Origin of the sequence: Sedimentibacter sp. B4, from assembly GCF_000309315.1 — a bacterium.
GTDB lineage: Bacteria > Bacillota > Clostridia > Tissierellales > Sedimentibacteraceae > Sedimentibacter > Sedimentibacter saalensis.
Map to the genome: position 1 here is coordinate 23,035 of NZ_CANG01000038.1, position 26,047 is coordinate 49,081.

General features: G+C 36.4%; 23 protein-coding genes, 2 pseudogenes and 1 other annotated feature. Of the genes and pseudogenes, 6 read left to right on the top strand and 19 right to left on the bottom strand.

The window, feature by feature from the left end:
* Window positions 1–129: 129 nt before the first annotated feature.
* Window positions 130–1,302 (bottom strand): phosphodiester glycosidase family protein, encoded by a 1,173-nt coding sequence (locus BN358_RS07310; protein WP_019228577.1) that lies wholly within the window; start codon window positions 1,300–1,302, stop codon window positions 130–132.
* Between the two features lie 183 nt (window positions 1,303–1,485).
* The gene (locus BN358_RS07315) at window positions 1,486–1,839 is read right to left on the bottom strand and encodes a helix-turn-helix domain-containing protein (protein WP_019228578.1); all 354 of its coding nucleotides are present in this window, start codon (window positions 1,837–1,839) and stop codon (window positions 1,486–1,488) included.
* Between the two features lie 132 nt (window positions 1,840–1,971).
* On the opposite strand from BN358_RS07315, the gene BN358_RS07320 reads away from it, so the two are divergent.
* Window positions 1,972–2,871, top strand: coding sequence for a PhzF family isomerase (locus BN358_RS07320; RefSeq protein ID WP_019228579.1), 900 nt, complete (start codon window positions 1,972–1,974; stop codon window positions 2,869–2,871).
* 131 nt (window positions 2,872–3,002) lie between these two features.
* On the opposite strand, the gene BN358_RS07325 is transcribed toward BN358_RS07320, so the two are convergent.
* Window positions 3,003–3,353, bottom strand: coding sequence for a DUF2200 domain-containing protein (locus BN358_RS07325; RefSeq protein WP_019228580.1), 351 nt, complete (start codon window positions 3,351–3,353; stop codon window positions 3,003–3,005).
* Between the two features lie 76 nt (window positions 3,354–3,429).
* On the opposite strand from BN358_RS07325, the gene BN358_RS07330 reads away from it, so the two are divergent.
* The gene (locus BN358_RS07330; protein ID WP_019228581.1) at window positions 3,430–4,281 is read left to right on the top strand and encodes a GNAT family N-acetyltransferase; all 852 of its coding nucleotides are present in this window, start codon (window positions 3,430–3,432) and stop codon (window positions 4,279–4,281) included.
* A gap of 149 nt (window positions 4,282–4,430) precedes the next feature.
* Here BN358_RS07330 and BN358_RS07335 read toward each other — a convergent pair.
* From BN358_RS07335 to BN358_RS07355, 5 genes and pseudogenes are all read right to left on the bottom strand, one after another.
* Window positions 4,431–5,752: pseudogene (locus BN358_RS07335) on the bottom strand (amidohydrolase).
* Window positions 5,753–6,046: 294 nt separating this feature from the next.
* A complete protein-coding gene (locus tag BN358_RS07340; protein WP_019228582.1) occupies window positions 6,047–8,425 on the bottom strand; it encodes a valine--tRNA ligase in 2,379 nt (792 codons plus the stop codon).
* 56 nt (window positions 8,426–8,481) lie between these two features.
* Window positions 8,482–8,736, bottom strand: a binding site (T-box leader).
* Window positions 8,737–8,827: 91 nt separating this feature from the next.
* A pseudogene (locus BN358_RS07345) lies at window positions 8,828–9,543 on the bottom strand (MBL fold metallo-hydrolase).
* 108 nt (window positions 9,544–9,651) lie between these two features.
* Complete coding sequence (locus BN358_RS07350) at window positions 9,652–10,131, bottom strand: N-acetyltransferase (protein ID WP_019228583.1); 480 nt, start codon at window positions 10,129–10,131, stop codon at window positions 9,652–9,654.
* Window positions 10,132–10,235: 104 nt separating this feature from the next.
* Window positions 10,236–11,312 (bottom strand): hypothetical protein, encoded by a 1,077-nt coding sequence (locus tag BN358_RS07355; RefSeq protein ID WP_040582179.1) that lies wholly within the window; start codon window positions 11,310–11,312, stop codon window positions 10,236–10,238.
* Window positions 11,313–11,511: 199 nt separating this feature from the next.
* On the opposite strand from BN358_RS07355, the gene BN358_RS07360 reads away from it, so the two are divergent.
* Both BN358_RS07360 and BN358_RS07365 read left to right on the top strand, forming a co-directional pair.
* Window positions 11,512–11,892, top strand: coding sequence for an Rrf2 family transcriptional regulator (locus BN358_RS07360; protein WP_019228585.1), 381 nt, complete (start codon window positions 11,512–11,514; stop codon window positions 11,890–11,892).
* A 208-nt stretch (window positions 11,893–12,100) separates the two neighbouring features.
* Window positions 12,101–12,583: a class I SAM-dependent methyltransferase gene (locus BN358_RS07365; protein WP_019228586.1), complete on the top strand. Its 483-nt coding sequence runs from the start codon at window positions 12,101–12,103 to the stop codon at window positions 12,581–12,583.
* Between the two features lie 88 nt (window positions 12,584–12,671).
* On the opposite strand, the gene yeiL is transcribed toward BN358_RS07365, so the two are convergent.
* Entirely contained in the window at window positions 12,672–13,349 is a 678-nt protein-coding gene (gene yeiL / locus BN358_RS07370; RefSeq protein ID WP_019228587.1) for a transcriptional regulator YeiL, read from the bottom strand.
* A gap of 97 nt (window positions 13,350–13,446) precedes the next feature.
* Here yeiL and rihB point away from each other — a divergent pair, with 97 nt between their 5' ends.
* Entirely contained in the window at window positions 13,447–14,379 is a 933-nt protein-coding gene (gene rihB, locus BN358_RS07375) for a ribosylpyrimidine nucleosidase (RefSeq protein WP_019228588.1), read from the top strand.
* Window positions 14,380–14,626: 247 nt separating this feature from the next.
* Here the strand turns inward: rihB and BN358_RS07380 are convergent, their stop codons facing one another.
* The 10 genes from BN358_RS07380 to BN358_RS07425 all read right to left on the bottom strand — a co-directional run bounded on the left by BN358_RS07380 (window position 14,627) and on the right by BN358_RS07425 (window position 24,791).
* On the bottom strand, window positions 14,627–15,271 hold the full coding sequence (locus BN358_RS07380) for a DUF4397 domain-containing protein (protein WP_019228589.1): 645 nt from the start codon (window positions 15,269–15,271) through the stop codon (window positions 14,627–14,629).
* Between the two features lie 495 nt (window positions 15,272–15,766).
* Window positions 15,767–16,723 (bottom strand): hypothetical protein, encoded by a 957-nt coding sequence (locus BN358_RS07385; RefSeq protein ID WP_019228590.1) that lies wholly within the window; start codon window positions 16,721–16,723, stop codon window positions 15,767–15,769.
* A gap of 85 nt (window positions 16,724–16,808) precedes the next feature.
* A complete protein-coding gene (locus BN358_RS07390; RefSeq protein ID WP_019228591.1) occupies window positions 16,809–17,753 on the bottom strand; it encodes a YafY family protein in 945 nt (314 codons plus the stop codon).
* A 75-nt stretch (window positions 17,754–17,828) separates the two neighbouring features.
* On the bottom strand, window positions 17,829–18,746 hold the full coding sequence (locus BN358_RS07395; protein WP_019228592.1) for a 4Fe-4S double cluster binding domain-containing protein: 918 nt from the start codon (window positions 18,744–18,746) through the stop codon (window positions 17,829–17,831).
* An 11-nt stretch (window positions 18,747–18,757) separates the two neighbouring features.
* Window positions 18,758–19,519 (bottom strand): GNAT family N-acetyltransferase, encoded by a 762-nt coding sequence (locus BN358_RS07400; RefSeq protein ID WP_019228593.1) that lies wholly within the window; start codon window positions 19,517–19,519, stop codon window positions 18,758–18,760.
* A gap of 137 nt (window positions 19,520–19,656) precedes the next feature.
* The gene (locus BN358_RS07405) at window positions 19,657–20,301 is read right to left on the bottom strand and encodes a GyrI-like domain-containing protein (protein WP_019228594.1); all 645 of its coding nucleotides are present in this window, start codon (window positions 20,299–20,301) and stop codon (window positions 19,657–19,659) included.
* Between the two features lie 48 nt (window positions 20,302–20,349).
* Window positions 20,350–21,405: a BtrH N-terminal domain-containing protein gene (locus tag BN358_RS07410; RefSeq protein ID WP_019228595.1), complete on the bottom strand. Its 1,056-nt coding sequence runs from the start codon at window positions 21,403–21,405 to the stop codon at window positions 20,350–20,352.
* Between the two features lie 77 nt (window positions 21,406–21,482).
* Window positions 21,483–22,295 carry a MerR family transcriptional regulator gene (locus BN358_RS07415; RefSeq protein WP_019228596.1) on the bottom strand — a complete coding sequence of 271 codons (813 nt, stop codon included), beginning with the start codon at window positions 22,293–22,295 and terminating at the stop codon, window positions 21,483–21,485.
* Between the two features lie 161 nt (window positions 22,296–22,456).
* Window positions 22,457–23,515, bottom strand: coding sequence for an amidohydrolase family protein (locus BN358_RS07420; protein ID WP_198018351.1), 1,059 nt, complete (start codon window positions 23,513–23,515; stop codon window positions 22,457–22,459).
* 343 nt (window positions 23,516–23,858) lie between these two features.
* Window positions 23,859–24,791, bottom strand: a complete 933-nt coding sequence (locus tag BN358_RS07425) for a YafY family protein (RefSeq protein ID WP_019228598.1) — start codon at window positions 24,789–24,791, stop codon at window positions 23,859–23,861.
* Window positions 24,792–24,906: 115 nt separating this feature from the next.
* Between BN358_RS07425 and BN358_RS07430 the strand changes: the two genes are divergently transcribed.
* Window positions 24,907–25,542, top strand: a complete 636-nt coding sequence (locus tag BN358_RS07430; protein WP_019228599.1) for a type 1 glutamine amidotransferase family protein — start codon at window positions 24,907–24,909, stop codon at window positions 25,540–25,542.
* Window positions 25,543–26,047: the final 505 nt, after the last annotated feature.

Consider the following 26,047-nt stretch of genomic DNA (forward strand, 5'->3'; position numbering starts at 1 on the left):
TGTTTTCAACAAAAGATGAGATCCTTCACTAACATTCAGGATGACAAAATAGACTTTTTCAATGGTCTCGGACGGGTCTCATTGACCAGTTCATTTGTCAATAAGGATGGTTCACCCGTCTCCATTTAGTTATTGATTCTCAACCATTATGATATTTGGAATCCATCTTCCAACATCGTATCGAATTGCTGGTATTGTAACCGGATGATTGTTATAATACATTATTGAGCTGGCTCCTCCATCTAAATTAATGGCTTGAACTGCTCCATACCTTTCCATAATATCTGCACATTCACCAACTGTTGTACCAATGCTATGACCTAATTGCCTGCCATCAACTACTAACATTAAAACATCTAAATTATCTTTCTGACCTATAGCCGTTCTTGGTTGAATACCCCATCCGGAAGAACCTTCCACTTGCTTAACTCCATCCAAAATCAGAACAGGCATAAATTCCACAGCATCTCTTAATTCACCTTCCGGAATGTTTCTTCCTATCAACATCATATCTTTGTAATCAAAGCCAACTGTGAACCAATTTCCCCCAACCGGAGTGTTAATAACTTTTCCGTTTTCAATTATCGCTCCGATGGGTTGACCGCCATTTCCATTGCCGTCATAATCCACAAATCCGCTGGCATTTACTGATAGAATGGCATTATTATATTTAGACAACTCATCTATTTGACTTCCTTCATTTTTTTTATTTTCATTTACCCCTTCTGCCATTCCAACCCTGACTTTGCTGGAATCTTTTGCTATTGCCAGCCTTCCGTTGTATCCTTCACCTTTAACTTCAATTATTAATATTTTATTTTTAGAATCAATTGCAACTACATTGTCTCCTTTATTTGTAACTATTCCGGTTCGTGCATCTCCAATTTTACTTTCATCAATTAAAATATTTTCATATCCATCCTTTAAAACATCAGGATTGTTTTCTTTGTATTTATCAAAGCTCTCCATATCTACCTCATCAAATACAGCAACAAACCATTCCCTTCCGTTTAAATGAAACAAATTCTTAATTTTAGCTATAAATCCATTACTTCCATCATCCTTTTTAATTCCCGGGTTGTCCCTTTGATTTAATACATCATCAATAACTGACTTTGGAATAAATTTTGTTGCAAGCCATTGGTGTGTCATTGTAGACATTGCAGTTTCTATATACAGGCTTCTGTATTTAGCAATAAACGGAATATTTGAGTATATTGCAACTAAATATAATAGTACAAATGTAGTTAGAAACACTGCAATAAAATGTATAATATTTTTTCTTAAACTTATTTTTTTCATTTTTCATTTCTAATACTTTTAGTTATTAGATTTCACTTTCCTTTTATTTTTTTATAATAATAACAAATTCTCCTTTAGATTATCTTAACTGCAATGAGGACGGATTTTGGACAGCCATTATAAACTTTTAGCTGCCACATATCCGTCCCCTGCGGTTATTCAAAACCACCAGTAAATAAAAAATCATCTCATATACTTTTTGCCCCACATGCACAGTTCTGTCAAAATACCTTCTAATGATTTTCCCTTTTCAGTAGTTATATACTCAACTTTAGGCGGAATTGTTGGATATGATGTTCTTTCTATAAGTCCATCCATTTCCAGCTTTTTCAATTCCTGAGACAGCATTTTGTGACTTATTTTGGGTACGGATTTTTTTAGCTGTCCATACCTTATGGGCTGAGACTTCAATATATGCCATAAAATTATTGCCCTCCACTTGCTTCCGATTACAGTCATGGAAAACCCTATAGAACAACTAAAATCTTTTTGTTTCTTTTCCTGATCCGGAAACTTTTCCAATACATCTATGTCCATATTAAACCTCTTTCAAAATGGTAAGTAACTGAGTAAAAAGTGCGTACTTGTAAAATTTAGAAATTACTCTATAATTAATAATATAATATTATTAATTGTTTAGATTATAACACTTAATGGGAGCGAATTAAAATGAAAAAATACAATTTATACCAAATTGATTCATTTACAAAGGAAAAATTCACCGGAAATCCTGCAGGAGTAATAACAAATGCTGATGGATTAACTGAATTACAAATGCAAAAAATTGCAAGAGAGTTAAATAATTCTGAAACTGCCTTTATTTTTTCTTCTGACAGTGAATTCTACGATGCTCATATACGCTTTTTTACTCCTACAAGTGAAGTTCCCATATGCGGACATGCAACAATTGCAGCTCATTATGCAAGAGCTGTTGAAAATAAGTTAAATAGTGCCGTAATCCATCACAAGACAGGCGCCGGGATTTTGCCTGTTGAAATATTTAAAGATGAAAATGACTACAAAATAACTATGACCCAGGGAAAAATTGAATTTGGTACCATTCTAAGCGATAATGAGAAGGAACAGCTATTAACAGCTTTAGGAATAACTAATCAAGAGTTGTTGAATAACCACCCTGTTCAAATTGTATCAACAGGTCATTCAAAAGTCTTAGTCGGCATTAATAACCCTGAAATACTTCATGGTCTCAAACCGAATTATGAAATGCTTGTGAAACTTAGCGACATGATAAAATGCAATGGTTATTATGTATATACCATCAATCCTGATGATGATTTTTTAATTCATGGAAGAATGTTCGCACCTGCAATTGGCATTAATGAAGATCCTGTAACAGGCAATGCAAATGGACCTTTAGGTGCATACTTGGTTCACCATAATCTTGTTAAACATAATAACTCAATGTTAAAGTTTAAGGCTAAACAAGGTGAAGCCATTGGTCGTACAGGAATAATTGAAGTAAGTGTAAAAATTGAAAATCAGAATCCGGTAGAAGTAGCTATTTCTGGAGAGGCGGTCATTGTATTTCATACCGAAATAACTATTTAATGTTATTTAACGCGTAATTTTTTTCAAAATGGACGGTTCGAGTAGTAGTGACTTGCCACAGAGAACCGTCCCCTATGGTTCATGTAGTTTTTCAGTGACCTCGAACCATCCCCTATGGTTCATACAATAAATTATTTCCGCAAAATTTTCTCCATGGATTTTCCTTTTGCTAACTCATCGATTAGCTTATCCAGGTAGCGAATTTCTTGCATAGTTGGTTCTTCAATGTCTTCCACCCGGACACCGCAGACAACGCCTTTGATCAGTCCACGTGAAGGATTAAGCTTTGGAGCTTCTGCAAAGAAGGTTTCAAAATCAGTTTGTTTTTCCAGCTGAGCTTCAAATCCTTCCTGTGAATATCCTGTCAGCCAACGGATTATTTCATCGACTTCTGCCTTCGTACGTCCTTTGTTTTCCGCTTTCGTAACATAATGTGGATAGACACTTGCAACACTCATTGTATAAATATTATGTTTGGCCATAAACATCTCCGTTTGTATTTTTCTTTTATTATAACACTAAAACCAGTAAAAATCACCATTTGAGGAGGTAAATATTATGATAAACTACAAAACTTGTACCGATGTTACCATGGATGAAATATTCGCTGCTTTTAGTCTTGGATATTCAGACTATATAGTTCCATTGAAAATGAGTCAGGATGTCTTTGAAAGCAGATTTTTTGGACCTGAAGGCAATTCATTAAATCAATCCTTTATTGCTCTTGATAATGAGATTCCAGTAGGTTTAATTCTTGGAGGCATACGATTTTTTGACGGTCTTAAGACAATGCGCTGTGGCACTCTATGCATTGCCCCTGAATTCCGAGGCTGTGGAATCAGCCGTAAACTGCTTGAAATGCATAAATCAGCTGCAGTTAATAAAGGGTGCAAGCAATTATTTCTTGAGGTCATAAAAGATAATGAAAGGGCTATTAAATTTTATGAAAACTGCGGTTATACAAAAGTATATAATTTAAAATACTACTCAGGAACTATTAAATCCATGAACTTTTCAAAAGATTCACATCCTTACATCATAAAAAATATATCATTTGAAAAAATAGATGACTTTAGAAAAATGCTTATGGATTGCCACATAAATTGGCAAAGCGATACACCTTTTTATGCTATGAGCACAAATGAAGCTTATTTCGCAGCTTATGAAGGTACTGAAGAAATTGCTTATATTGCCATGAGCTCACAGGGCAAAATTAACTTCCTCTGGGTCGACCCAGCGTACCGCAATCAAGGTCTTGGCATCAATATGGTACAAAAAGCTGCTCAGATGCAAAATGCTGAAAAGTGCACAATATGTATTCCTAATAATTCTTCTCTGGAAGGATTTTTAAGAAAGCAGGGATTCCAGAAAGAATCACTTGAGCAATATGAAATGTACTTACCTCTATAACATTTTTGTGCGTAAAATTGAAAAGTTCATTTAATTAGCAGGACTATCTTCACAAATAAAAAAGGACTGAGCACTTTCATTGTCTCAATCCTTTTCAGCCGCTTAATCTGATGCTCAAGCACTCAGATTAAGCATTTTTATTTATGATCCTATCCTTCAAATATTTCTACATTATCTACACTTTCCAAGAACTTCAAATACTCCTCTTTTGTCATTGCTGGTTTAAAATTGCCAAGTATGGCAGTTGCATTAGCTGCATCACCATACAACAAATCAACAACAGTTAAAGCCATTGCTTTAGCAGGCATTATGTAAGCCTTCTCTTCATCTATGGTTTCAAAATCACGAGTGTGAAGACTTCCCTTTACTCCCCCAATCATTGGGTGAATAGTAGGAATTATGTGAGATACGTCCCCTAAATCAAATGATCCTGTAAAATCTCCACCTTGTATTATTTTGTCTTCAGATATGCCTAAAAATAATAAGTTATTCTTGAACAATTGATCAAATTCCGGATAATTTAAAATTGGGAGATATCCTGGGATGCTTGTTATTTCAACCTTAGCTCCTACAGCCATAGCTCCGGCTTTTAAAGCTCTGTCTACCTTATAATTTGAGTCTATCATTGCTTTTATTGTCCTTGCTCTGACGTAGGATTCCATTTGCACATCATCAGGAACTGAATTTACAATATTGCCTCCTTTAGTGATTATAGGATGCACCCTCACTTTGTCAGAATCTCTGAACGTTTCTCTTTGTGCATGAATGTTATTCATAGCTAATGTAGCAGCATTCAAGGCATTTATGCCGTCTTCCGGTGCCGAACCTGCATGAGACTCTTTACCTATGAATCTGACCTTTTTACCTATAAAACCATTGCTTACCGGTCCTATTAATGCATCATTGTCACCAATGTCTGAAGAATGGAACATCATTGCCATGTCTACATCATCGAAATACCCTTTTTTAATCAGCTCTTGCTTGCCTCCAAAATATGTAAGTTTGCCTTCTCCTCTTAACTTATCTCTATAATCCAACTCAACAAATTCTTCTGATGGAGTTGCAATCACGGAAACATCTCCTGCCAGTTCACTAAGTATTCCGCTTTTGACAAGCCCTAAAGCAGCTCCTAACATTCCGCCTACTTGGTTGTTATGACCGCAGGCATGTACTGCTCCGGTTTCAACTGCATCTTTGTGTGTAACACATGAGATTGCATCCAGCTCTCCTAATATAGCAACCATAGGGCCTGTTTTCCACCTTTTAAAACCGCCTTACATCCTGTAACAGCAATATTTTCTTCCACCTCTAATCCGAGTTCTTTAAGAAATTTAACAACTGTACCTGTTGATTTAAATTCTTTATAACCAAATTCCGGTGTAGAGTAAATCTCTCTGCCGGCTTTTATGACAAGTGCTTTGTTGTCCTCTATTGCTTTAACGACCTTTCCTTTCAATTCGTTAATATTCATATACTCCTCCTATATTAATTAATGTTGTATAAAATCTATTGACAGCAAGTTTTCATTGATTGACCCTTGACCGTCTCCATTTTTACATTAGTTATTGGATAATAACGTTCTCATTCCATTATAGCATAAATATTTCCTATTTAGTACAAAAGAAAGAACTACATTTAAAAATGGGACAGTGTTTTGATTTCAATCAAAACCGTCCCATTAGTGTTATTTGAACAAGAAATAAATTTTATTTAAAAGCAGTTACGGTTCACTTCAGCGGTCATTATAAAATATTAAGTGCTGAACTTATGAGCTTTGATTTGCCACAGAGATTTTTATATTCTTTGCTCTACAACAAGCCTTTATATCACTTATAGTTTGTTTAAATAACTCCGCAAACTTATCATCTGTATTAATGACAACTTCTTCAATTTCTGTCTTCATTGACAGAGCATTTTCAGACTTATACTTTCTTGTTTCAGTAATAATTTCCTTTAGTTTTTCTCCAAAAATGATAATTTCATCGTCAACAGATTTTTCAGTTTCCCATTGCAACTTGTGCAGTGAAATACTGTTCTCATACTGTTTGAAAAATTCCTGATAAATATATTCTGTTATATGTGGAACATAAATGGCATACAGCTTCAATATATTCAGCATGCAATAATATAGGGCATATTGTGCTGATTGCCTTTCTTCATAACCATGTATCTCCGGTTGATATAAACGCTCTTTGACAATTTCAATATAATAATCACATAAGTCCTTCCAGAAAAAATCATCAATTTCATGTCTGGCTGGTCCGATTTCATATTGGTCAAGGAACTTTCTTGCATTAATGGTAGTTTGCTTACATCTCTCGATTATCCACCTGTCTACAGGCATTAAATTTACATGAGCATTGAGGTTAATGTCCTGTAAATGGGATATTGAAAACTTTGAAGCATTCCACAGCTTTGTGATAAACCTTTTTGCTATGGTTAATTCATCAATTGAAAAAAACGTATCTGATCCAAGTTTGGAATTAGCAGCCCAATATCTTATAACATCAGCAGAGTGGTTTTCAATAATCAATTTTGGAGAAAACTCTGAGTTGCTTTTTGACTTGCTGATTTTTTCTCCTTTTTTTGCAAGAACAAAACCACAAATCATTATATCCTTCCATGGAATCTGGCCCGTATGGTAAAGGCTTTTAACTATGGTATAAAATGCCCATGTACGTATGATTTCATGAGCCTGTGTCCTCAAACTCATTGGTAAAAGCATATCTGAAATATCATTTTCTTCATCCCATTTTGAATTAATTTGAGGTGTAACTGATGAAGTAGCCCATGTATCAAAAACCGATGTCTCAGGCACAAACTCATCACACCCACAGGAACAAACTTTTCCGGGCCTGGTTTCAATAGGATTTACCGGCAGCATTTCTTCATCTGCAATTATAACATTACCACAATTTTTACAATACCATATTGGGAAAGGAACACCAAAGTAACGCTGGCGTGATATACACCAATCCCACTTAAGATTTTCAACCCACAATAAATATCTGTTTTTCATGTGTTGAGGATACCAATTGATTTCATCAGCAGCCTTTAAAAATAGTTCCTTATTTGTAAGAATATCTATATACCACTGTTTTGACGGTATAATCTCAATTTCCTTCCCACAACGCTCATGAACAGAAACTGTGTGTGTGATATTTTTTGAATCTATAAGAAATCCATTTTCTGAAAGAAGATTTATTATATGTTTCCTGGCTGCTAAAACCTTCAGTCTTCCTATGAATGGAACACTTTCATCTATTGTACCATCAGGAAGAATAACCTTACGATAAGGCAGTTTATGAGTTTCATACCACTCAACATCAGTGCTGTCACCAAATGTTGCACACATTACAACACCAGTGCCTTTATCAATATCAGCTTTTTCGTCTGCTAATACAGGAATTTCATAGTCATATAAAGGAACAATGGCATTTTTACCGATATATTTTATATATCTGTCATCTTTTGGATTAACAAATAAGCAAACACAGCCATATAACAACTCCGGTCTTGTTGTAGCAACCAATAATTTTTCTTCACCTAACTGAAAATTGATATAATTAAAAGTAGTTTCTTTTTCAATAGTTTCTAACTCTGCTTGGGCAATGGAAGTTTGACATTCCGTGCACCATAAAACCGGAGACTCTTTCATATACGCCTTTTTATCCTTCAAGAGTCTGATAAAGGACTTTTGTGATATTCGCTGTACCATAGGATTAATTGTCTCGTATTGAAGAGACCAGTCAACTGAAAAGCCCAAAGACTGCCACAAATCTTTAAACTCTTTTTCATATTTTGAAGAGGTTACAACACATCTTTTAATAAATTCACTTCTCGGAAGATTTTTTGCAATGATACCCTCATCTTTTTCAACCAGTCTTTCTGTTGGTAGACCGTTGTCATCAAAACCAAAAGGATAAAAAACATTGTAGCCTTGCATGCGCTTGAAACGTGCTATCATTTCTGCCTGTGTATAGGAAAATATGTGTCCAATGTGCAGGCTGCCACTTACAGTAGGTGGCGGTGTGTCAATAGAATAAATTTCTTCTTTACTCTCATGGTCGAAACTGTAGATAGAATTTTCATTCCAAAAGTTTTGCATCTCTTTTTCTACTTGCTTAAAATCATAGTTTTTCATGGTAATACCTCCTAGAATTTTACGAACACAAAACAAAAAATCCGCCTTAAGCATATGCTCAGGGCGGACTGTATGCGTCCGTGGTACCACCTAAATTCAGATTACTCTGCACTCTGTCAGTACGGGATAAAATATTATCAGATACTGCTTTCCTTTTAACGGTGGAAATTTCCGTTGAAGCCTACTAAGATTAATTCTTTTCGGTTCACAGCTCAAAGGCTACTTCCATACTTACTTCACGAAGATTCTCACCAACCATCTTCTCTCTTTGCTTCAAGTGAGTATGTACTCCTCCTTATCAACGCCATTTTGTTCGTGTTCGTTTTATATTATAATATTTTATTATATTCAAAATGTCAATATTTATAATCATTTTTTAAATTAAAATTTTATTTCATTGTATTAGCACAAATCGGCTTTGTGCTTGTGCTTTTTGTATACTCCTCCATGATAACAAATATAAGTATCTGCATCATAATCTAATATCTTTGAAATAGATTTGTTTGCACTCTCCACATCTAATGTAAACTGCGGGTTTGCAATGACAAGCTGATTATTTTCCAATGCAGCTGCATCACCTGTTATAAGAGTTTTTTATTTTTTATGTACAGAGATATGTGACCGGGAGTGTGACCAGGAGTACCTACTATTTCACAACCACCGCACCAGTTCATAACTTCTCCGTCATGTACAAATTCATCGACCTCGACTGTCTTAACGCTTTTGAGAATGTCACAGAAAGCTCTTCCAAATTGCTTCTGTTCTTCATTTAAAGTACTTTGCAACGATTCTGCCTGTTCTAATCTCAATGACTTTTTTTCTCCTGAAATATATGGAGCTTCAATTTCGCTTGCAACGATTTTCACATCAGGATATTTGTGTTTAAAGTCTGCCAAAGCTCCCATATGGTCGTGATCATGATGTGTAATTACAATTTTAGTAAGTTTATTGCAGTCTAAATTTTCTGTCCTCATGGCATCTTCAATTATAGACATAAATCCTGTATATCCGCAATCAACAAGAATCATTTCATTTTTATCTCTTAATACTACTGGATGGATAGTATCCTCCATATCTCCAAATTTATAGTTAACATTTAATACAATTATATTTTCCATAATATCGTCTCCTTATTAAGTATCACTTTATGCTCTGAGTACACCCGTCCCTGGGATTGCAGGGTAATTTTAACACCAAAAGCTCTTCCGTTATAAATCACCAAGTAGTTAATTTCTTTTTTTCATCATCAAATATGTAACAACTCCAGGAACAAACATATCTGGAATAGGTCCAATCTCTTGATAGCCTAGGGCTTTGTATAATCCGATGGCCTCTGTGCTAAAATCATCTACACATAGGAAGAGTTTATCCGACTTATCCTGAATAAATCCGATTTCCTCGAATAAACTCATCATTTGCTTACCAATTCCTTTTCCTCGTACTGCTTTTTTCACAGCCAAAACATGTAGAAACGGAAACCAATGGAATATCCCATTAAGAATGATCCATGCAAAACCAACACATTGTCCTTCTTCATCTATTGCAACGTAAATTTCTCTTTTATCAAAGCCTTCTTTTAAGAGTCTTTGTCCAATATATTGGTTATTTGAGTCTAAAAAATACTTCTGACCCAGGATAGAATTCTCCAGAATGCTGGCACAGTCCTCTAGATGTTCATAGTTTCCTTTTATAATGGATGTTTCCATGTAACACTCCTTCGTTTATTTGATCTGTGTCATGATATGTTTGTTAGTTAGTTCGATTCTATGTCTAGCACGGAATTTGAAGTTACAAACACTAACTTTACAGCTTACTCTATTGTAAACTCTTCTGTCGTCTCAAGACCATTCCAAACATACCCATCAGAACGATAGTACATTCTAATTACAGAGCCATCTTTTTTTGTAACATCTATAACATACACCTGCTTTGTTTCTACTAGCATTGGATAGTTGTCATAAGGCAGCACATCACCCGTTTTTTTCTTATACTGAAAATCTTCATACGCATTTTCTAATCGCCAAAATTCCCGATATGTATAATCTTTGAATCCTGTCAAATCTTGTTTTCCAAAATAGTAAGCTTTGTAATTCTTATGATTGATGGTGAAATCATCAACTCTAATAGGTTCAATGTCTTTCACTAACCAAGTTAAATCCTCTGAATAGATTGAATCGCTGTAGTATTTCTTTAATTGATTCGCCATACATGGGACAGAATCAGTCTTATACCCCATAGCATCAAAATCTGTATGAGCTCCACCGTAAATTCCCATAATGTCCTCACACTTTAGTCTGTCAAACTCACGAATAAAATTCTCCACCATCTTGTTTTCACGGTATGCGTCATCAGAATGTTTATAATAATAATTGCCTTGTTCAATAGCATCTTGTGTCAACAAATACATTTCTGTACCTTGCAAATTATTCTCTTCAAGATACTTCAAAAATCGTTGGCCAGTAGTATTGTACTGGTGCCCCACATCTGTACCGTGGAAAATAGTTTCAGGGCACTCTCTTTTTATTTTTTTATAGAATTCCTTAATGTTAGGGTTATGTGACGCTGTACCCTCCCAATCCTTATATAATTCATCAAGAATATCATCACTATCCGACTGCATCCACAAGTTTAAAAACTCCGCAGTATAGTAGGGATATTCAACAAATAAATGTCGCATATTCTGTGTATTGTAGTTATTATTCCACAACTCTAATTCCTTTTCCAATATTTTTTCAACACCATGCTGTTCTCCATATAAATAAATCTTACCTGTTGATTTATCTAAAGGCGTTCCAGTATCCACTGGAGCGTTTCTGACTGAACAAGCAGCCAAGACTGACAGTATTATTAATGACATAGTATACATAAAGAATCTTCTATTGTTCATAGCTCACCATTTCCTTCTAAAACTCCTTCAAATTATTTTATTTGATGATGAAGGGGATATGTTATATTATACCACAATTTTCTAATTAATGAACCGGTTAAACCACCTTTAACAATAATTTCTTGAAAACTATTGACAAAGAAAAATTTATTTTATATAATAGCAGACAAATACAGTCTATAATATCTTTGGAGGAAAAATGAAGTATACTAAAGCAACAAATTATGCTTTGCATATAATGGCTTATTTAGTTAAGCAAGAAGGCAAAGACAATTTAAGCCTTCAGCCTTTAGCTAGTCACATGAATATATCACCCACCTATCTGTCGAAAATACTAACTCAGCTGGTTAAGGCTGATCTTATTCAATCCACACCTGGAGTAAATGGAGGTTATAGTCTTCGAAAGACAAAGACTGAAATAAGCTTTTATGATGTCATTCAAGCCATTGAAGGCAGTGGAGCACTTTTCACTTGTGAAATGGATGAAAATCGTGATTGTCACATAGAAAAGGTTATGAGAGATGCCGAAGATAGAATGGTTGCCCATCTTAAAGAAAAACGAATTTACGACATTGTCTGAAAAATGAGCTAAAAACATAGGCAGCAGCAACTGCTCATTTTTTCGACACAATTATAGATATTTACAGTCTGTATTATATTTTATAGGAGGTTTATTATGAATCACATACACCATTGCAACGAACCGGATAAAAATTTTAAATAAAATTACTTTTTTAGATAGCAGGCAAAGAGAGCAGCTCATACCACCTGAAGCTCTTATTAGCCAAATGCCAATTCAAAAAAATCATACTTTACTGGATGTAGGTGCCGGCACAGGCTTTTTTACCATTCCCATGGCAGAAAGCACCTCTAACAAGGTTTATGCTATGGATCCTGATGAACGCATGCTCGGCGTCATAGAAAATAAGGCTGCGGAAAAAGGGCTCACAAATATTGAATTGATTCAGGATTATATTGAAAACTTAAACATTCAACACAACAGTGTTGATTTTGTCATGGCATCCTTAATACTCCACGAAGTGAGTTCACTTACAAAAGCTCTTTCAAATATATTTGAGGTAATAAAAACAGGAGGACACTTGTTATGTCTGGAATATGAAAAGGATGACCTGATAATAGAAGGACCACCGATGTCTATTCGTATTGGCTCAGAGGAACTAGAGAAAGTACTGACATTAACCGGCTTTGAAATTGTTAAGAAGACTAAAATTAATGATGCTATATATACTGTTTTAACAGTTAAGAAATAAAAGTAAATGACTTACAGCATATTCCGACGGCGCTTAAGGACCTGCCTATACACCAGAAAAGTTAAAAGCGTCCAAGATTCTAACCAGTTTATTCCAAATTCAATTCATCGGCGAGCAGTTTCAGTGCCTGTTCATTTGTGATGCAATAACCACCTTGAATTTTTTTCAAATATCCGTGTTGTGTAAATTCACCAAGCATTTGAGTCAAGTGTCGATAGGATACTCCCAGATAAGCGCTGGCATCTGTGTTGCGCTCGGAGTATATACCGTCAAATGAAGCAAAAATCACAAAATGAGCAAGACGGTTTGCCAATGGAAAACCCTGTGTGATTAAAAGAGCATGCACCCTCTGCTCCTCTTTCTTTGCCAGGGCAAGACACAATACGCGCAAAAAGCAAACGTCGGATAACAGGCTGCTGCGATATTTTTCAATTGGCAGTGCCAGCAGAAAACAGGGTGAAAGTGCTTTTACCCCCATTGTGCTTTTACGCACACTGAGAAGTTCAAGCTCGCCGATAAAACAATCTCCCTGTAAAAAATCCAAAAGAGAGGTTTTTCCATTTGACAGACTGCAAAACAACTTTGCGCGCCCTGAAACCATATAGTAAAGAAATCCGTCTGATTTCTCTCCCTCTTTCAGGATATCGTCCCCTTTATCTGCAAGGTACAGACGTACGTCTTCTTTTATAGAAAATGAAAAGTAACTTTCAAAATCCGATTCTTCAAGACAACGGCGGATTTCCTTTTTATCAAGAATTTGTTTCAAATGATCACCTCAAAACTCGGAGATTTCTCCTACCATACCGCGGTGCTTTTAGTTTATACTCAAAAGCAGAAAACACTTGTATTAAAAGGAGTAAAGTATGAAAAAAACAAAAATAATCATAGACTGTGACCCAGGTCACGATGATGCCATTGCCATTCTGGTGGCAGGTCATCAGCCCGCCATTGATCTGCTGGCTTTGACCACCGTAGCCGGGAACCAGACCCTTAACAAAACAACAGTTAACGCTCTGCATGTTTGTGAACATTTGGGACTGAATATACCTGTTTATGCCGGTATGTCTCTTCCTCTTGTGCGTGAACAAGTTGTCGCAGCCAATGTGCATGGTGAATCGGGACTTGACGGACCTGTCTTTGGGCCACTGCACACAAAAATACAGCCGCAGCATGCTGTAAATTATATTATCGAAACACTGCTGGCAAGCGATGGGGACATTACACTTGTTCCCATTGGACCGCTTACAAACATTGCTACAGCCATGCGAATGGAACCGCGAATTCTGCCAAAAATCCATCAAATAGTTCTTATGGGTGGAGCTTACGGCACCGGGAACTTCACGCCGTCAGCAGAATTTAATATTTTTGCTGACCCCGAAGCTGCCAGCATTGTCTTTCGCAGCGGTGTAAAACTCACTATGATGGGATTGGATGTGACGAACCAAACCATTTGTATACCTGACATCATTGAACGTATGGAATCCATAGGCAACAAGGCTGGCAGTTTGTTTGCCGACATAATGCGTTTTACACTAAACTCTCAGAAAATGGCCTTTGGACTTGAGGCTGGCCCTGTACACGATGTCACCTGTATTGCTTATCTCATTGCACCGGAATTATTTACAACACAGGAAATGAATGTGGTTGTGGATATCAACCGCGGCCCATGCTACGGCAGAACAGTTTGTGACACCATCAACTGTTTGAAACAGCCTGCCAACTGCACTGTTGGTACCGGCATTGATCTGCCAAGGTTTTGGGATCTGGTTGCCGAAGCTGTTGCACGCTATAATTAATATGTTCTGTAAAATTTCAAAAGCGGGGCGGATGCTCTCGCTTTTTTCTTGTTGTTTTTCACGATTTGTTTCTAGTTTTCTTATTATCGCACAAGTATAATAAAAAGGCAAATTATCCTTCTTGAATTTCTTTATCCGAATAATCAACCACTATCTTTCTGCATCTTTTACAAATATGCGGACAATAATATTTTTGTTTAAGCAAATAAAAAAAGTTGCTCGAATTAAATTCGAGCAATTTTATTATTTATCTTGGTTCAGCAGCTAATAATGCTTCTAAATTAGGTTTATCTCCAACTAAGCCAACCGCATAGACGGTATAGAAGGTATTTGGATTTAATTTAACATCAGGAACTGTTAAAACAACATTATCTGTTCCGGCTGGATTTACTCTAAACGTGTATGTTCCAGATGGAACACAAGTATAATTAGCTATACTTTTAAAAGGAACATTGCTGAAAACAATTGTACCATCTGGTAGTTTTATATCAACAGGTGGTGCATCTGGTGATAGATGGATAAACCTTATACAAGCCATACCAGTTTTATTGGCTGAAGTTGGTTCCTGAATTGGATATAGGCTTATATCAGGCAATTCTCCAATAGCAGCTATGTTAAAGACAGAATTTTCAGGAATGTAGACACTTGAATCAATAACAGGATTTGTAGTTTCTCCTGTTGGATAAATCTTAATATTATAATTGCCAGATGGAACAGGTAAATATGGTGACATTTCTTTATAAGCAAGGTTTCTAACAATAAGATTATCATTAGCATAAACATCTACTGCAGGGGCATTAGGAACTGCATGAAGCACTCTTATTCTAGAATTCATTTGCTGCTGCATCATATAACACTGTGCCAACATATTGGCATAGGGGTAATAGTACATAGTATTCTCTCCTTCATAATTTAATATATGCTATTAATATATGAACAAAGCATGAAAAAGTGTATATCTTTGCAGGCAAGTCGTTTTCGAACACTAAAAATATACTGAAATTAATTACATGTACAATCCAACGAGGTCCCTGTAAATATTACGGTTCCTGCAGTAACAGCGCATTCTGGTTTCCCGAAATCATTGCTCTTTCTAACAATTATAGGATTTACGCCATTGACATAATAGGTGAAGCCGGAAACAGCGAGGAATACAGACCTGAACTCAGCTCAGAAGCTTTTGTGCTCTGGATTAAGGGTGTCCTTGTATTATGCCGTTTTTGATATAAAACTTTAGTAAACATTTAAGTATTAGCAGCCAAAATAAAAAAGCCACCATAAAAAAGATTTAATCTACATAGGTCGGCTTTATTTGTTTTCATTCAACATGCCTAGAGGAGAAAAAATGGACAATTATATTCTATTTAAATGTCTTCGATAAAAAGATTTATTCTATAACTTTTGTGACAGTATCCATGTCATAGAAATTTGCAGGATTTTCCTTCATCATATGTATTATTTCCTGTTCATCAATGCCATTCGCTGTACAATAAGGCATAAATTCATCAAAGATGACCGTACAAGGATGATTATCAGAAGATTCTTTTGCTTCTGAATAGAAATCGTAATCTTGTGAAAGCATCACCTTGTGCCCATAACCAATTGACATGACGTAACTTAAAAGTTCAAACTTCTCCGGGCTTGTTCCCTTTCTAATATTGTCGATGCCTATCCACATTCCTTTTTCTACAGCCAATTTTACTGTTTCCTTATTAGCTTCCTCATCAGCATGGGCCCATAGAAATTTTTGATAATCTGCATTCTCCTTGTCCAGTACCTCGATGACTTCATGAACCATTTTTGCATCCATGATGTGGCAGTGAACTGGCATCCCTGTCTCTTTGCTGGCTTTCACAGCTGCAATCAGCATCGCTTTATCAACTTTGGACAAAACGCCCCTATCGAGCAACAACTTGATATGTCCAGGACGAATAACAACTCCATCTATAGTGTCCAAGCCTTCTCTAAAGTCATTTATCCAGCGGTTTGCCAGTTGCTCTTCAAAATGCATCGAAAACACATCATATAGCTGTTTCGTCATATTCCACCCTGTGCAAGGAATGATGTGCATGTCCACTCTTTCAGACAGCTCTTTTAATAATCTAACATTCTGACCACCGATTGGCGGCGAGGCTTCTACAACGCTCTTCCCACCCTTTGCTTTGATGTCAAGCATGATGGGTATAATATATTTCAAGTCTAAACTTATATCCTCTTCTTGATATTTTTTATCAAAATACATGTTGTTTGCGTAAAACTCATCACTCTCCCACTTAATGTGTTCATGTGCTAAAGTGACGCCAAGCTCACTCTTATGAATTGGGCCTCTTGTTGTATAAATCATATCTTTTCCTCCCTTTTGATTGTGATGAATCCTGTTCATCGCAGATATATCACAATCATAACAGATAAACCCTGACATAAGACTGTCAGGGTTTCAAATATTTTTTACTAATTGCTTGGCTTAATTCTTTAATTTCTTGAATGAACTCATCCGGCTTTAAAGCAGTCACATGTTCCGGGTGGTTTAAAACTAATTGACGTATTTCATTCTTGTATGGGGTATTAACAGTCAGATGCAACCCACCCTCTATAGATTTAATTTCAGTGTATTGCAGATAGACATCATCTTTGATAATTCTGTAAAGAGCTGGATCAATAATTAGCTCGTAAGTATGCCACTTAAACTTATCATTTTCAGGTACGGACAGCTTACTGTTAATATAACGATTTTCTTCACACAAACATGTCAATGACACTATTCGGTCAAGTCTAAATGTTCGCTTGGCTTTTCTCATATGACAGTAACCATTAACATACCATCCGCCATCTGCAAAAAAAAGCTTTATGGGAGAAAACCGTCGGGACACTGTCTCGTCCCGCTCTGGATGATAATAAATTAATAGCAAATCACAAGACTTCCTAAACGCCTCTAATAAGGTGGTTATAACATCTAGAATGTAACCTTTCGGTATAATTCGAATAATGTCAAACTCTATGTGAGACATAACCTGTTCAGCTTTTTGTCTTTCTTCGTCTGACAGAGCGTTTAAAACCTTACTGATGAGCAATTTATAGTCTGTAGTCATATTGGGGACACGAAGCTCTTCACCTGCTTTCAACACCATCAACATCATTAAGATTTCCTGCTCGCTGAGCTTAATACTGGGCATAAAAAATGATGGATCAATTTCGTAACCTCCACCCAACCCCTCATAGGCAACAATGGGAATTCGAAGCTGACTAAGTGCATCTATATCTCTATATATAGTCCGCTCACTCACCTCAAAATAGTTAGCCAGTTCATTTGCAGTCATTTTTTTCCGTATTCTTAACAAATGGACGATTCCATTCTGTCTCTCTGTTTTTTTCATAAAATACTCTTATCTTTGTTTTATTTTGTATATTCAATTTATTACTTTTGTCTTTTAAGTAAGTAGAGACGGTTCTCAAGATTGGTTAAATATTGCATTTAAATTTCTAGGAACTACGGATAAATATTCTTCGATGTTGAGCCTTTTAATTTCATTCTTAAGCCTATCCGGAAAAGTATCAATCGACTCACCCTCTAACAGAATTTTTGTTTCCTCTTCGCTAAATAAAACCTCTTCTACGGGATTCATAAGCTGCTCTCTATTTGCAGGACAGATTTCCTGGCAGCGATAACAGCCATATAACGCATGATGTATTTTGGGGTCAACCCATGCTGGGAAGGGATATCCTCCGTTTTCATTGAGAAATGTGAGACAGCGCTTGCAATCCAGCAAAAAACGGTCCTTCATTATAGCCCCTGTAGGGCAAGCTTTTATACAGGCACCACAAGTAGCACACCTTTTCATAATTAGTTCTTCTGATAAAGGATGTTCTTCAACTGGAATATCTGTATAAAAAAGATAGACTTGGCAGAAGCTTCCCATCCCATCTATATAGACGATGTTGTTTCGGCCGTATTTTGCAAAGCCACTTCTTGCTGCAAGAAGCTTATTAGGCAACATAGGGGTTGCTTTACATTTGTAACCTTTTTCACCTAAGAGCTGTTGCATAAAGTGCTCTATCCTTTCTTGCGCATCAAAATACTCATTATAACCAGGTGGCATAATGACCGGTATTTCTTTACCTTTATATTCAAACTTTAATTTAGTTATGGTGTTTTTTTTACCGACTAACAAAATAGACTTGATCTCAAAGCCAACTTCTAGAAGCTCAAAATCATAACGTTCCTCAATCAATCGATTTTGATAATCATTAAGCTTTTCTTTATTTTGCAGATTTCTCAGGTCTTCTTGAAGTTTCTCCAATATGTCTAAGCTAGTCATCGCTGCCTTGTGGCCTTGTCCAGCCAGTGCTTCCTGAATATATGTTAACATCCACACCCTCCCTATTGTTTCAAGTTTTTTTTGAGTATTCTCTCTAAGTAGGCTTCATTTAACAAATTCACTGTCTCAAAATTTCCTTTGTAAAACACACCCCAGTTATTGAAAACACAAGGCAATTCCTTTGCTTTCTGCAGTGTATCCACTTGAATTAAGCATACCGGAACATCATTAGTTTCACAATACTGCTTTATCATCTCAATGTTTTGATAGACATATGGGCATTGCATATCATAATAAATGGTTAGCTCTTTGCTTTCAATTTCTTGGTTTTTAACATTATGTGCGAACTTTGGTGTTGTTCCGTCAAAAGAAAGTGCAAGCAATTCATATCCATTATCGGTAATATCAACGACCTCAAAGCCGAACTTCTTTACAAATGATTGGTCAGAAAGCCATGATTTCTGTTTCTTTGCTCCGAGCATACAAATGCCGGATTTACCCTTTTCTTTGGCATCAGCCAAACAATACTCCATCAGCGATTTGCCATACCCTTTTCCTTTATGACTGCCATCGACCCATAAGCAATACAAATAATAATAGTTGTCCCCAACTATTGGAACCCAAGCTGTTTCAAGAGGAGCATATTCAATAAAAACCGTAGCCTTTTCATTTAACTTTCTAAAGACATGACCTTCCTTTAATCGGTCCGAAAGCCATTGGCGCTTTGCCTCAATACCTGGATGGGACTTTTTACTGCGGATAATGCAGCATAAGTGTTCATTCACAAGGTTTTCTGTTGTTAAGTTTACAAAATCAGTATTCATGTAACCCCCGCTTCAAATTTAATATAGTTTAATAAATTAAATATTCCCAATAGTATCAGTATATGTCCAATTTCTAAATCAAGCAAATCCGGAAACAGCCTGACAGATTTCGCTGTCAGCTTCCGGTTGTACTGATGCTATTCTGATGCATTAAGCTTTTTAATTGGATGACGTATGACTGTCCTCCATTTTGATGGCTCGACTTTGCGGGCATCGGAAAGATAGATTTCGTGGTGCAAACGGGAAGCTGTCATATCATTTATATATCCGTTTTCATTCAAATAATTGTCCATGATGGCAACAGAGGCAGGTTCATCATTAAACGGACCTATGTGCATGATTTGCACACATAAACCTTCATCAACTGTCAGAAACTCCGCTGAAGAGCAATCCAGCTTTTTCTTTTTAGTCGCTTCTACTACTGCCCAATCGAAATCACTTTTAGAAACAAAATCTGGCAGACGGATAACTGAAATCCAGTTAAACGAGTCCTTGTTTTCATAGTCTACACCCTCAATACCATCCTGCCACCAAAAGCCTTCCAGCGGCGGCACCACATATTCAAAGAAACCTTCGATCTTATGCGAACCCTTATAGCTCATTTTAATTGTATACGCAATCGCATAAATAATTCCTACAGCTTGCTGATATGCACCGCCTTCCTGATTTGGGTCTCCTTTCCCTCTTACAGCAATATAGTTTGCAGCCGGAACATTTACTATTTCTGGTGTGTTCTTAGGCATATAAAATTCTTTGTACTCTTTCTTAAAATCAAAAGCCATAATTTTACCTCCAGGTTTTATATTATCATTGAGATTTATTCAGGAATATTATCTTACCAAAAGGACAAACCCATCAACCATGATCTCCAATACGTTTGTGAACAGTCCCGGCAGCTCGTCAGTCTTGTCGTTTTTGCCGGTGAGATAAGCCACAATGACATTTGTGACTTCAGAAATGATTTCAGCTCCTTCTTCAAAACGACCGGCTGTCTCAATCAATGTCTTATTTTCATATTCTTTTCCCAAATCATTTAGAACACGGCTCATTTTATCAAAGCCGCCGCCAAAGTTCACTTCGTCCGGTTCATTGATTCCTCGCAACGCATTCGGGACAGTCGGCACCGTACCAAAAAACGTCACCATATTGGTGAGTATCTTATCATAATCACCTTTATTAAGCTCGTTTCTTAGCTTGGGCAACTCATATATAAATTTTTCAAATCCTTTTCTCCCAATAAAGCTCACTGTCGGATTCAAAAACATCTCACCTTTTTTTACCAGTGCTTCCTTTGCAATCTGGTATTTATTCTTCGTGGCTTTCATTCTGACAGTACAGATGGTGTTCGGCTTTGACAGGCCTGGATAACTGCAATTCCATGTATGACGCAGTTCATCGTAGGGAAGCATTTGCACCTCCTCGCGTCCGCAGTCAACCAAATAAATGCACTGTGCATCATCGTCATAACCGACCATCAAAATATAGTGAAAGGGAATATGTTCGCCATGGTACAGCTTTGATAAGTATGGGAGATAGTACATATCCAGAGCACCCAAGACAGGTGGGTGTCCGGCTTCAATTTCTGCCTTAGCCTTTTTTATTGCCTGTTCAAATGTTTTATACTCATAATGCTTGTATTCAAATCCTGCAATTGGAGCTAAAAATTCATACATCTGCTTTGTACGTCCGTCTCCAAGTGCAATCATTCGTTTCAGGTCTGATTTTGGTGTTTTCATATAAGAGAATGAGCCAAATGAAGAGAGACTGAAAAAGAAACTCGGCGGAAGTTTTTCTCCGGTATCCCGGATGTATAAATCCTCTATACCGTTCCACATACATTCGTAGTCATCTGCATGGTGCTTTAACGTAATAAATTTTTCTTTCATAAATCGAAGCCTCCTGTTGCTTAAATTATTCTTTCAAAACAGGAGTATAAACCCTAGCATTGTACGAGAGTCAAGAACTATTTTTTGATAGGAAAGCATATTTCGGTAACATAGTTTTCTGGGTTTGGTTCATTTTCCGGCGATATATAATAGATGTTGAATGCTTTCCCCGATATCCTGTAACTGTTTTCCACAATCCAATGATAAATATACCTATTTATGTCGCCTATCCGACTGTATATGCCCTGAAACGCAACTACAGCTGCTTCAGTTTCAGACATATCTGAAAATCTCAGTCCCTCAATGTCCGGCCCAGCCTGCTCAACGACTCGGAAGACCTCAGTGTCGATTAATTTTTTCTCAAAATCAACGCTGTGAGTCATTGCCATACAATATTGTGCATCCGCAAGCTTTACTCCATTTGCCCTGCATGCCCTGTCAAAGCGTTCCCATAGCAGCCCTTCTTCGGTGAATTCCCGTATAAAATCTCGCAGACTGACAAGCTTTCGTGAGGAAAGTTTCTTAACGCTGACGGACAATGTGCAGCCGTTCTGCGTATCTAGGTCATTAAGCGCCTGCCTCATCTGCGCAATCTGTCTTTCCGTTATTGAAAGGCTTTCTTCTTTTTCTCTTATCTTGCTTTCCAGAAAACTTCTGATCATGTCGTCTGTCGTGTTATCCATCAGAATTTCGGATATTTCATTTAGACCAAAACCAAGGCTTTTTAATACCTGAATATGATTTGCACGGACAATCTGCTTTTCGCCGTAAAACCGGTAGTTGTTCATACAGTCTATCTGTTCCGGCTTGAGGAGCCCGATCTTGTCATAGTTTCGAAGCATATGGATGCTTATTCCGGTCAGAGTTGAGAATTCTCCAATTTTTAGCATAGTCACCTCCTACGCATCTTTCTCTTTCAATCTATCAAACAACCCCATACTTTAGGCCCTCCTCTTTGTAATTATATGAAATATTTCATATTTAAATCCCAACTTCTACTACCATGAAATAAAGCAATAACCTCTTGAAATAATAAAGAATCTGTGCTGCCTTATATTTTCAGCACTTTCTTTGCATTCTCCGAAAAAATCTTTTGTCTTTCTGTTTCATAGGATGTTGCTCGAAGCACTGATAAAATAGAAAATGCTTGTGATACAAATGGGTAGTCCGTGCCAAATAATATACGTTCACTACCAACCTTTTCTATTAGTTGCTTGATATTGGATGCCGGTTGAACACTAATGTCAGTGTAGGTATTCTTATACCTTTGCATAAGCTTAATAATATCGTTAAAATCAAAGCAGCCAGCATGAGCCAGAATAAATGTTGTGTCTGGAATGTTGTCAAGCACTTTATAAAATTGATTTAATTGTTGTGTATGCATATCACACTTTGTTTTCCTAGACGGAATTGCCGTGCGCAGTAATTCTTCTGGCAAACCGTTTCCACTACAACTTAAAATAGGTAGACCAGTTTGAGACAACTGCTTTAATAACATTATTGATTCACTACAATCAATCGGCACTCCCCAAACATGAGGGTTTAATTTCCATCCCTTAATATCTAAAGACATATACTGTTTAATTTTTCCTGGAATATCTTTGTCATAAGGGTGAATCGAGCCAAATGTAAAGAGACGTTCATTCCCTTTAACGAGTTCATCCATCTTTTCCGCACAGTTTCCATTAAGCGCACTAATTTGATGCACGACCGCTTGTTTAATACTGTTATTATCCATATCCTTAATCAATCGCTTCGATGTTGCGTACTTCAATACAAACGCGCCTGTGAAAAGTTTTATCTTCGTTTTTATACCATCTAAGCTCAGTAATGTTTTAGGCGATTTTGTAAAATAAGTTTTGTCTAAATCAAACAAATCCATTGAAAAAGGAAAACAACTCATATCCATCAAGGACTTATTATTGTTCTCCTTTTCTTTTTGTAAAAAGGAAGGAAACAATTCTGAAAGTCCTTCGTATAAATGGCAATGAAAATCTATGATTTCATATTGTTTGACAAAGTCAAATTTAATTCTAAAATCTCCATTAGAGCACAATTCCAATTCAGGATTGTTTGAAAGAATAGTTTGTTTACTTTTTCTATTTTTCACGTGATACACCTCAATAAATGATATCTTATTAATACCCGTGACTAATAAATCCATGCGTCAAATCCTGGTTTGTATAATCTTTCAAATCAATAGGTTAATCATCTTACACTTCATCGTTCAAAAACTGTAAACCTATTTTCACAACATTTTATCTCCACAACTTATTAAAAGCACATCTGTCTACTAAACGAATTCACATAATAAAATTTCCATCGACAATAGGTTTTCAATGGTTTTAACGTCTTCAGCAATAATCTCAAATAACAAAATCACACAAATTCTTTATTTCATACACTTTTTACTATCCTATCTCTCAACCTTTGACAGCAAAAATACTCATGTTTTAGTTTTTGTATAAGATAGCTATATCTTGTATTCTGCGTTTTATTTCTGTGCGGATATATAACGGCTCTAAACACTCGCATTTATCTCCAAAACTGAAAAGAATATTGTAGTAGTAATCGTTCTCTATGAAAGGAAAACTAACAATGTAATGCTCATTGCCATCTGGAGAAAAGTCCTCATAAGAGCAAAAATCAAGTACCCTGTCCATCACGGAATTATGAATACGAATTTTGATTTTTGTTTGCATTGTTTCCAGAATTTCCTTAAAGTCTAAAATCGGCTTTTGATAATCTCGTGGTGTAAAAGTTTCTTCTTGTATTTGTAGTCTTGATATGCGGGATAGTTTGAACAATCGATAATCACTTCTTTTATGGCAGTACCCTTGCAAATACCAATGACTATTTTTCAATACAAGCTGATACGGCTCGGCTATCCGTGCGGTTCTATTTCCGTAGCGGTCTGCATATTCAAACGAAAGCATCCTGCTTTCCTGCAAAGCTGTTTTGACAATTTCTAAGTACAGTTGTATGTTTCTGTTACCCATCCACGGACTTAAATCAATATATATTTGATTTACTTTTAATTCAATGTCTTTCGCTCTGTCAGCAGGGATAAAGCTCTTGACTTTCGCAAGAGCATTTGCCAGTTCATCACCTCGTATCATGTTTGAAAGACCGGAAAGCCCCATCAAGATAGCAGAAAGGTCGGCAGTTGAAAAAAACTTATTATCAATTTTGTATTTCGGCATAATTTCAAAGCCGCCACCCACTCCTGATGTTGAACAAACAGGAATACCTGCCAAGTTGATAGCGTCTATATCACGGTAGATTGTGCGAGGTGAAACTTCAAACATATCTGCTAACTCCTGTGCGCCTATTCGCTCTTTATCAAGGAGTATCATAATAATGCTAACAAGTCTATCTACTTTCATTTGACAGCCGCCTTTCAAAATTTCTTTTTTAATTATTGACATACTGTTGTCAACAATTACATGATACTATAAAAGGGCAAATGAATCAATAAAACAATGATAATGGAGGAAATTTATGATTACAGTATATGTTTACGTTCTTGATACTTTAGCCGACTGGGAACTTGGGTATGTTACTTCAGAGCTGAATTCTGGTCGATTTTTCAAAAAGGGCGCACAGTGTGTAAAGATCCAAACGGTTAGTTATTCTAAAGAGCCAATCAATACAATGGGCGGACTGACAATAGTTCCCGATTGCTTGATTGATGATATTGTTGTGAGTGAATCAAGCATGTTACTTTTAGCGGGCGCAGATACATGGAACGACTCAAAGCATGGCGCTATCATTGAAAAAGCAAGCGAATTTCTTTCTTTAGGCGCTACGGTGTGTGCAATCTGTGGGGCTACCACTGCGCTTGCCAACTTTGGACTATTGGATAAGCGTCCGCATACCAGTAATGGACCGGGATTTCTTGAAATGTTTTCTCCTTGTTATAAAGGACAAGGTTTTTATATAGACAAACCATCTGTAGCAGATAACAACCTTATTACTGCAAGTTGCACCGGAGCTTTGTTATGGACGAAACAAATTATTGAGCATTTAGGTGTTTTTCAATCAAACACACTGGAATCTTGGTATGAATATTTTAGTACCGGTGAGCCTAAACATTTCTTTGCCCTCATGCAAACTTTGCCGTCTAGGCACCTATAACATTTCTGTCTATTCAACTATGCGACTTTTTTACAGTTATATTACCAAAGAGTAGCTATTTTACAAGGGGTTCTGCCATTCTGCAAATCAGCAAAACACGCAGAACCCCATATTTTCTACACTTTTCAAGTTTCCACTTTTCAATCTTGACATCAATACCACCGTCTCCAAGTGCCTTGTTGCTGCAATTCTGATATCCACCAAACCAGTTATCCCTTTGTCGTCAACTCAAATTTCTAATGCCCCAGTTGGAAAACCCAATAAATATATATTCATATATATTTACTCAAACTGCTCCTACAAAATACCCTACTACTTTATTTATGTCCATATTAATGGTGAATTCTTACAAAATCCTAGTGTAAGGCCGTAATATATCTGTCTTTGTAAGCATCATTACTGTTACTTTTTAGATGCTATGTTCTGCACAAATTCCAAAATGCATTCATAAGTTTCTTCCATATTGTAATGATATTCTAATTCATATATTTGCTCAAAAAAACTC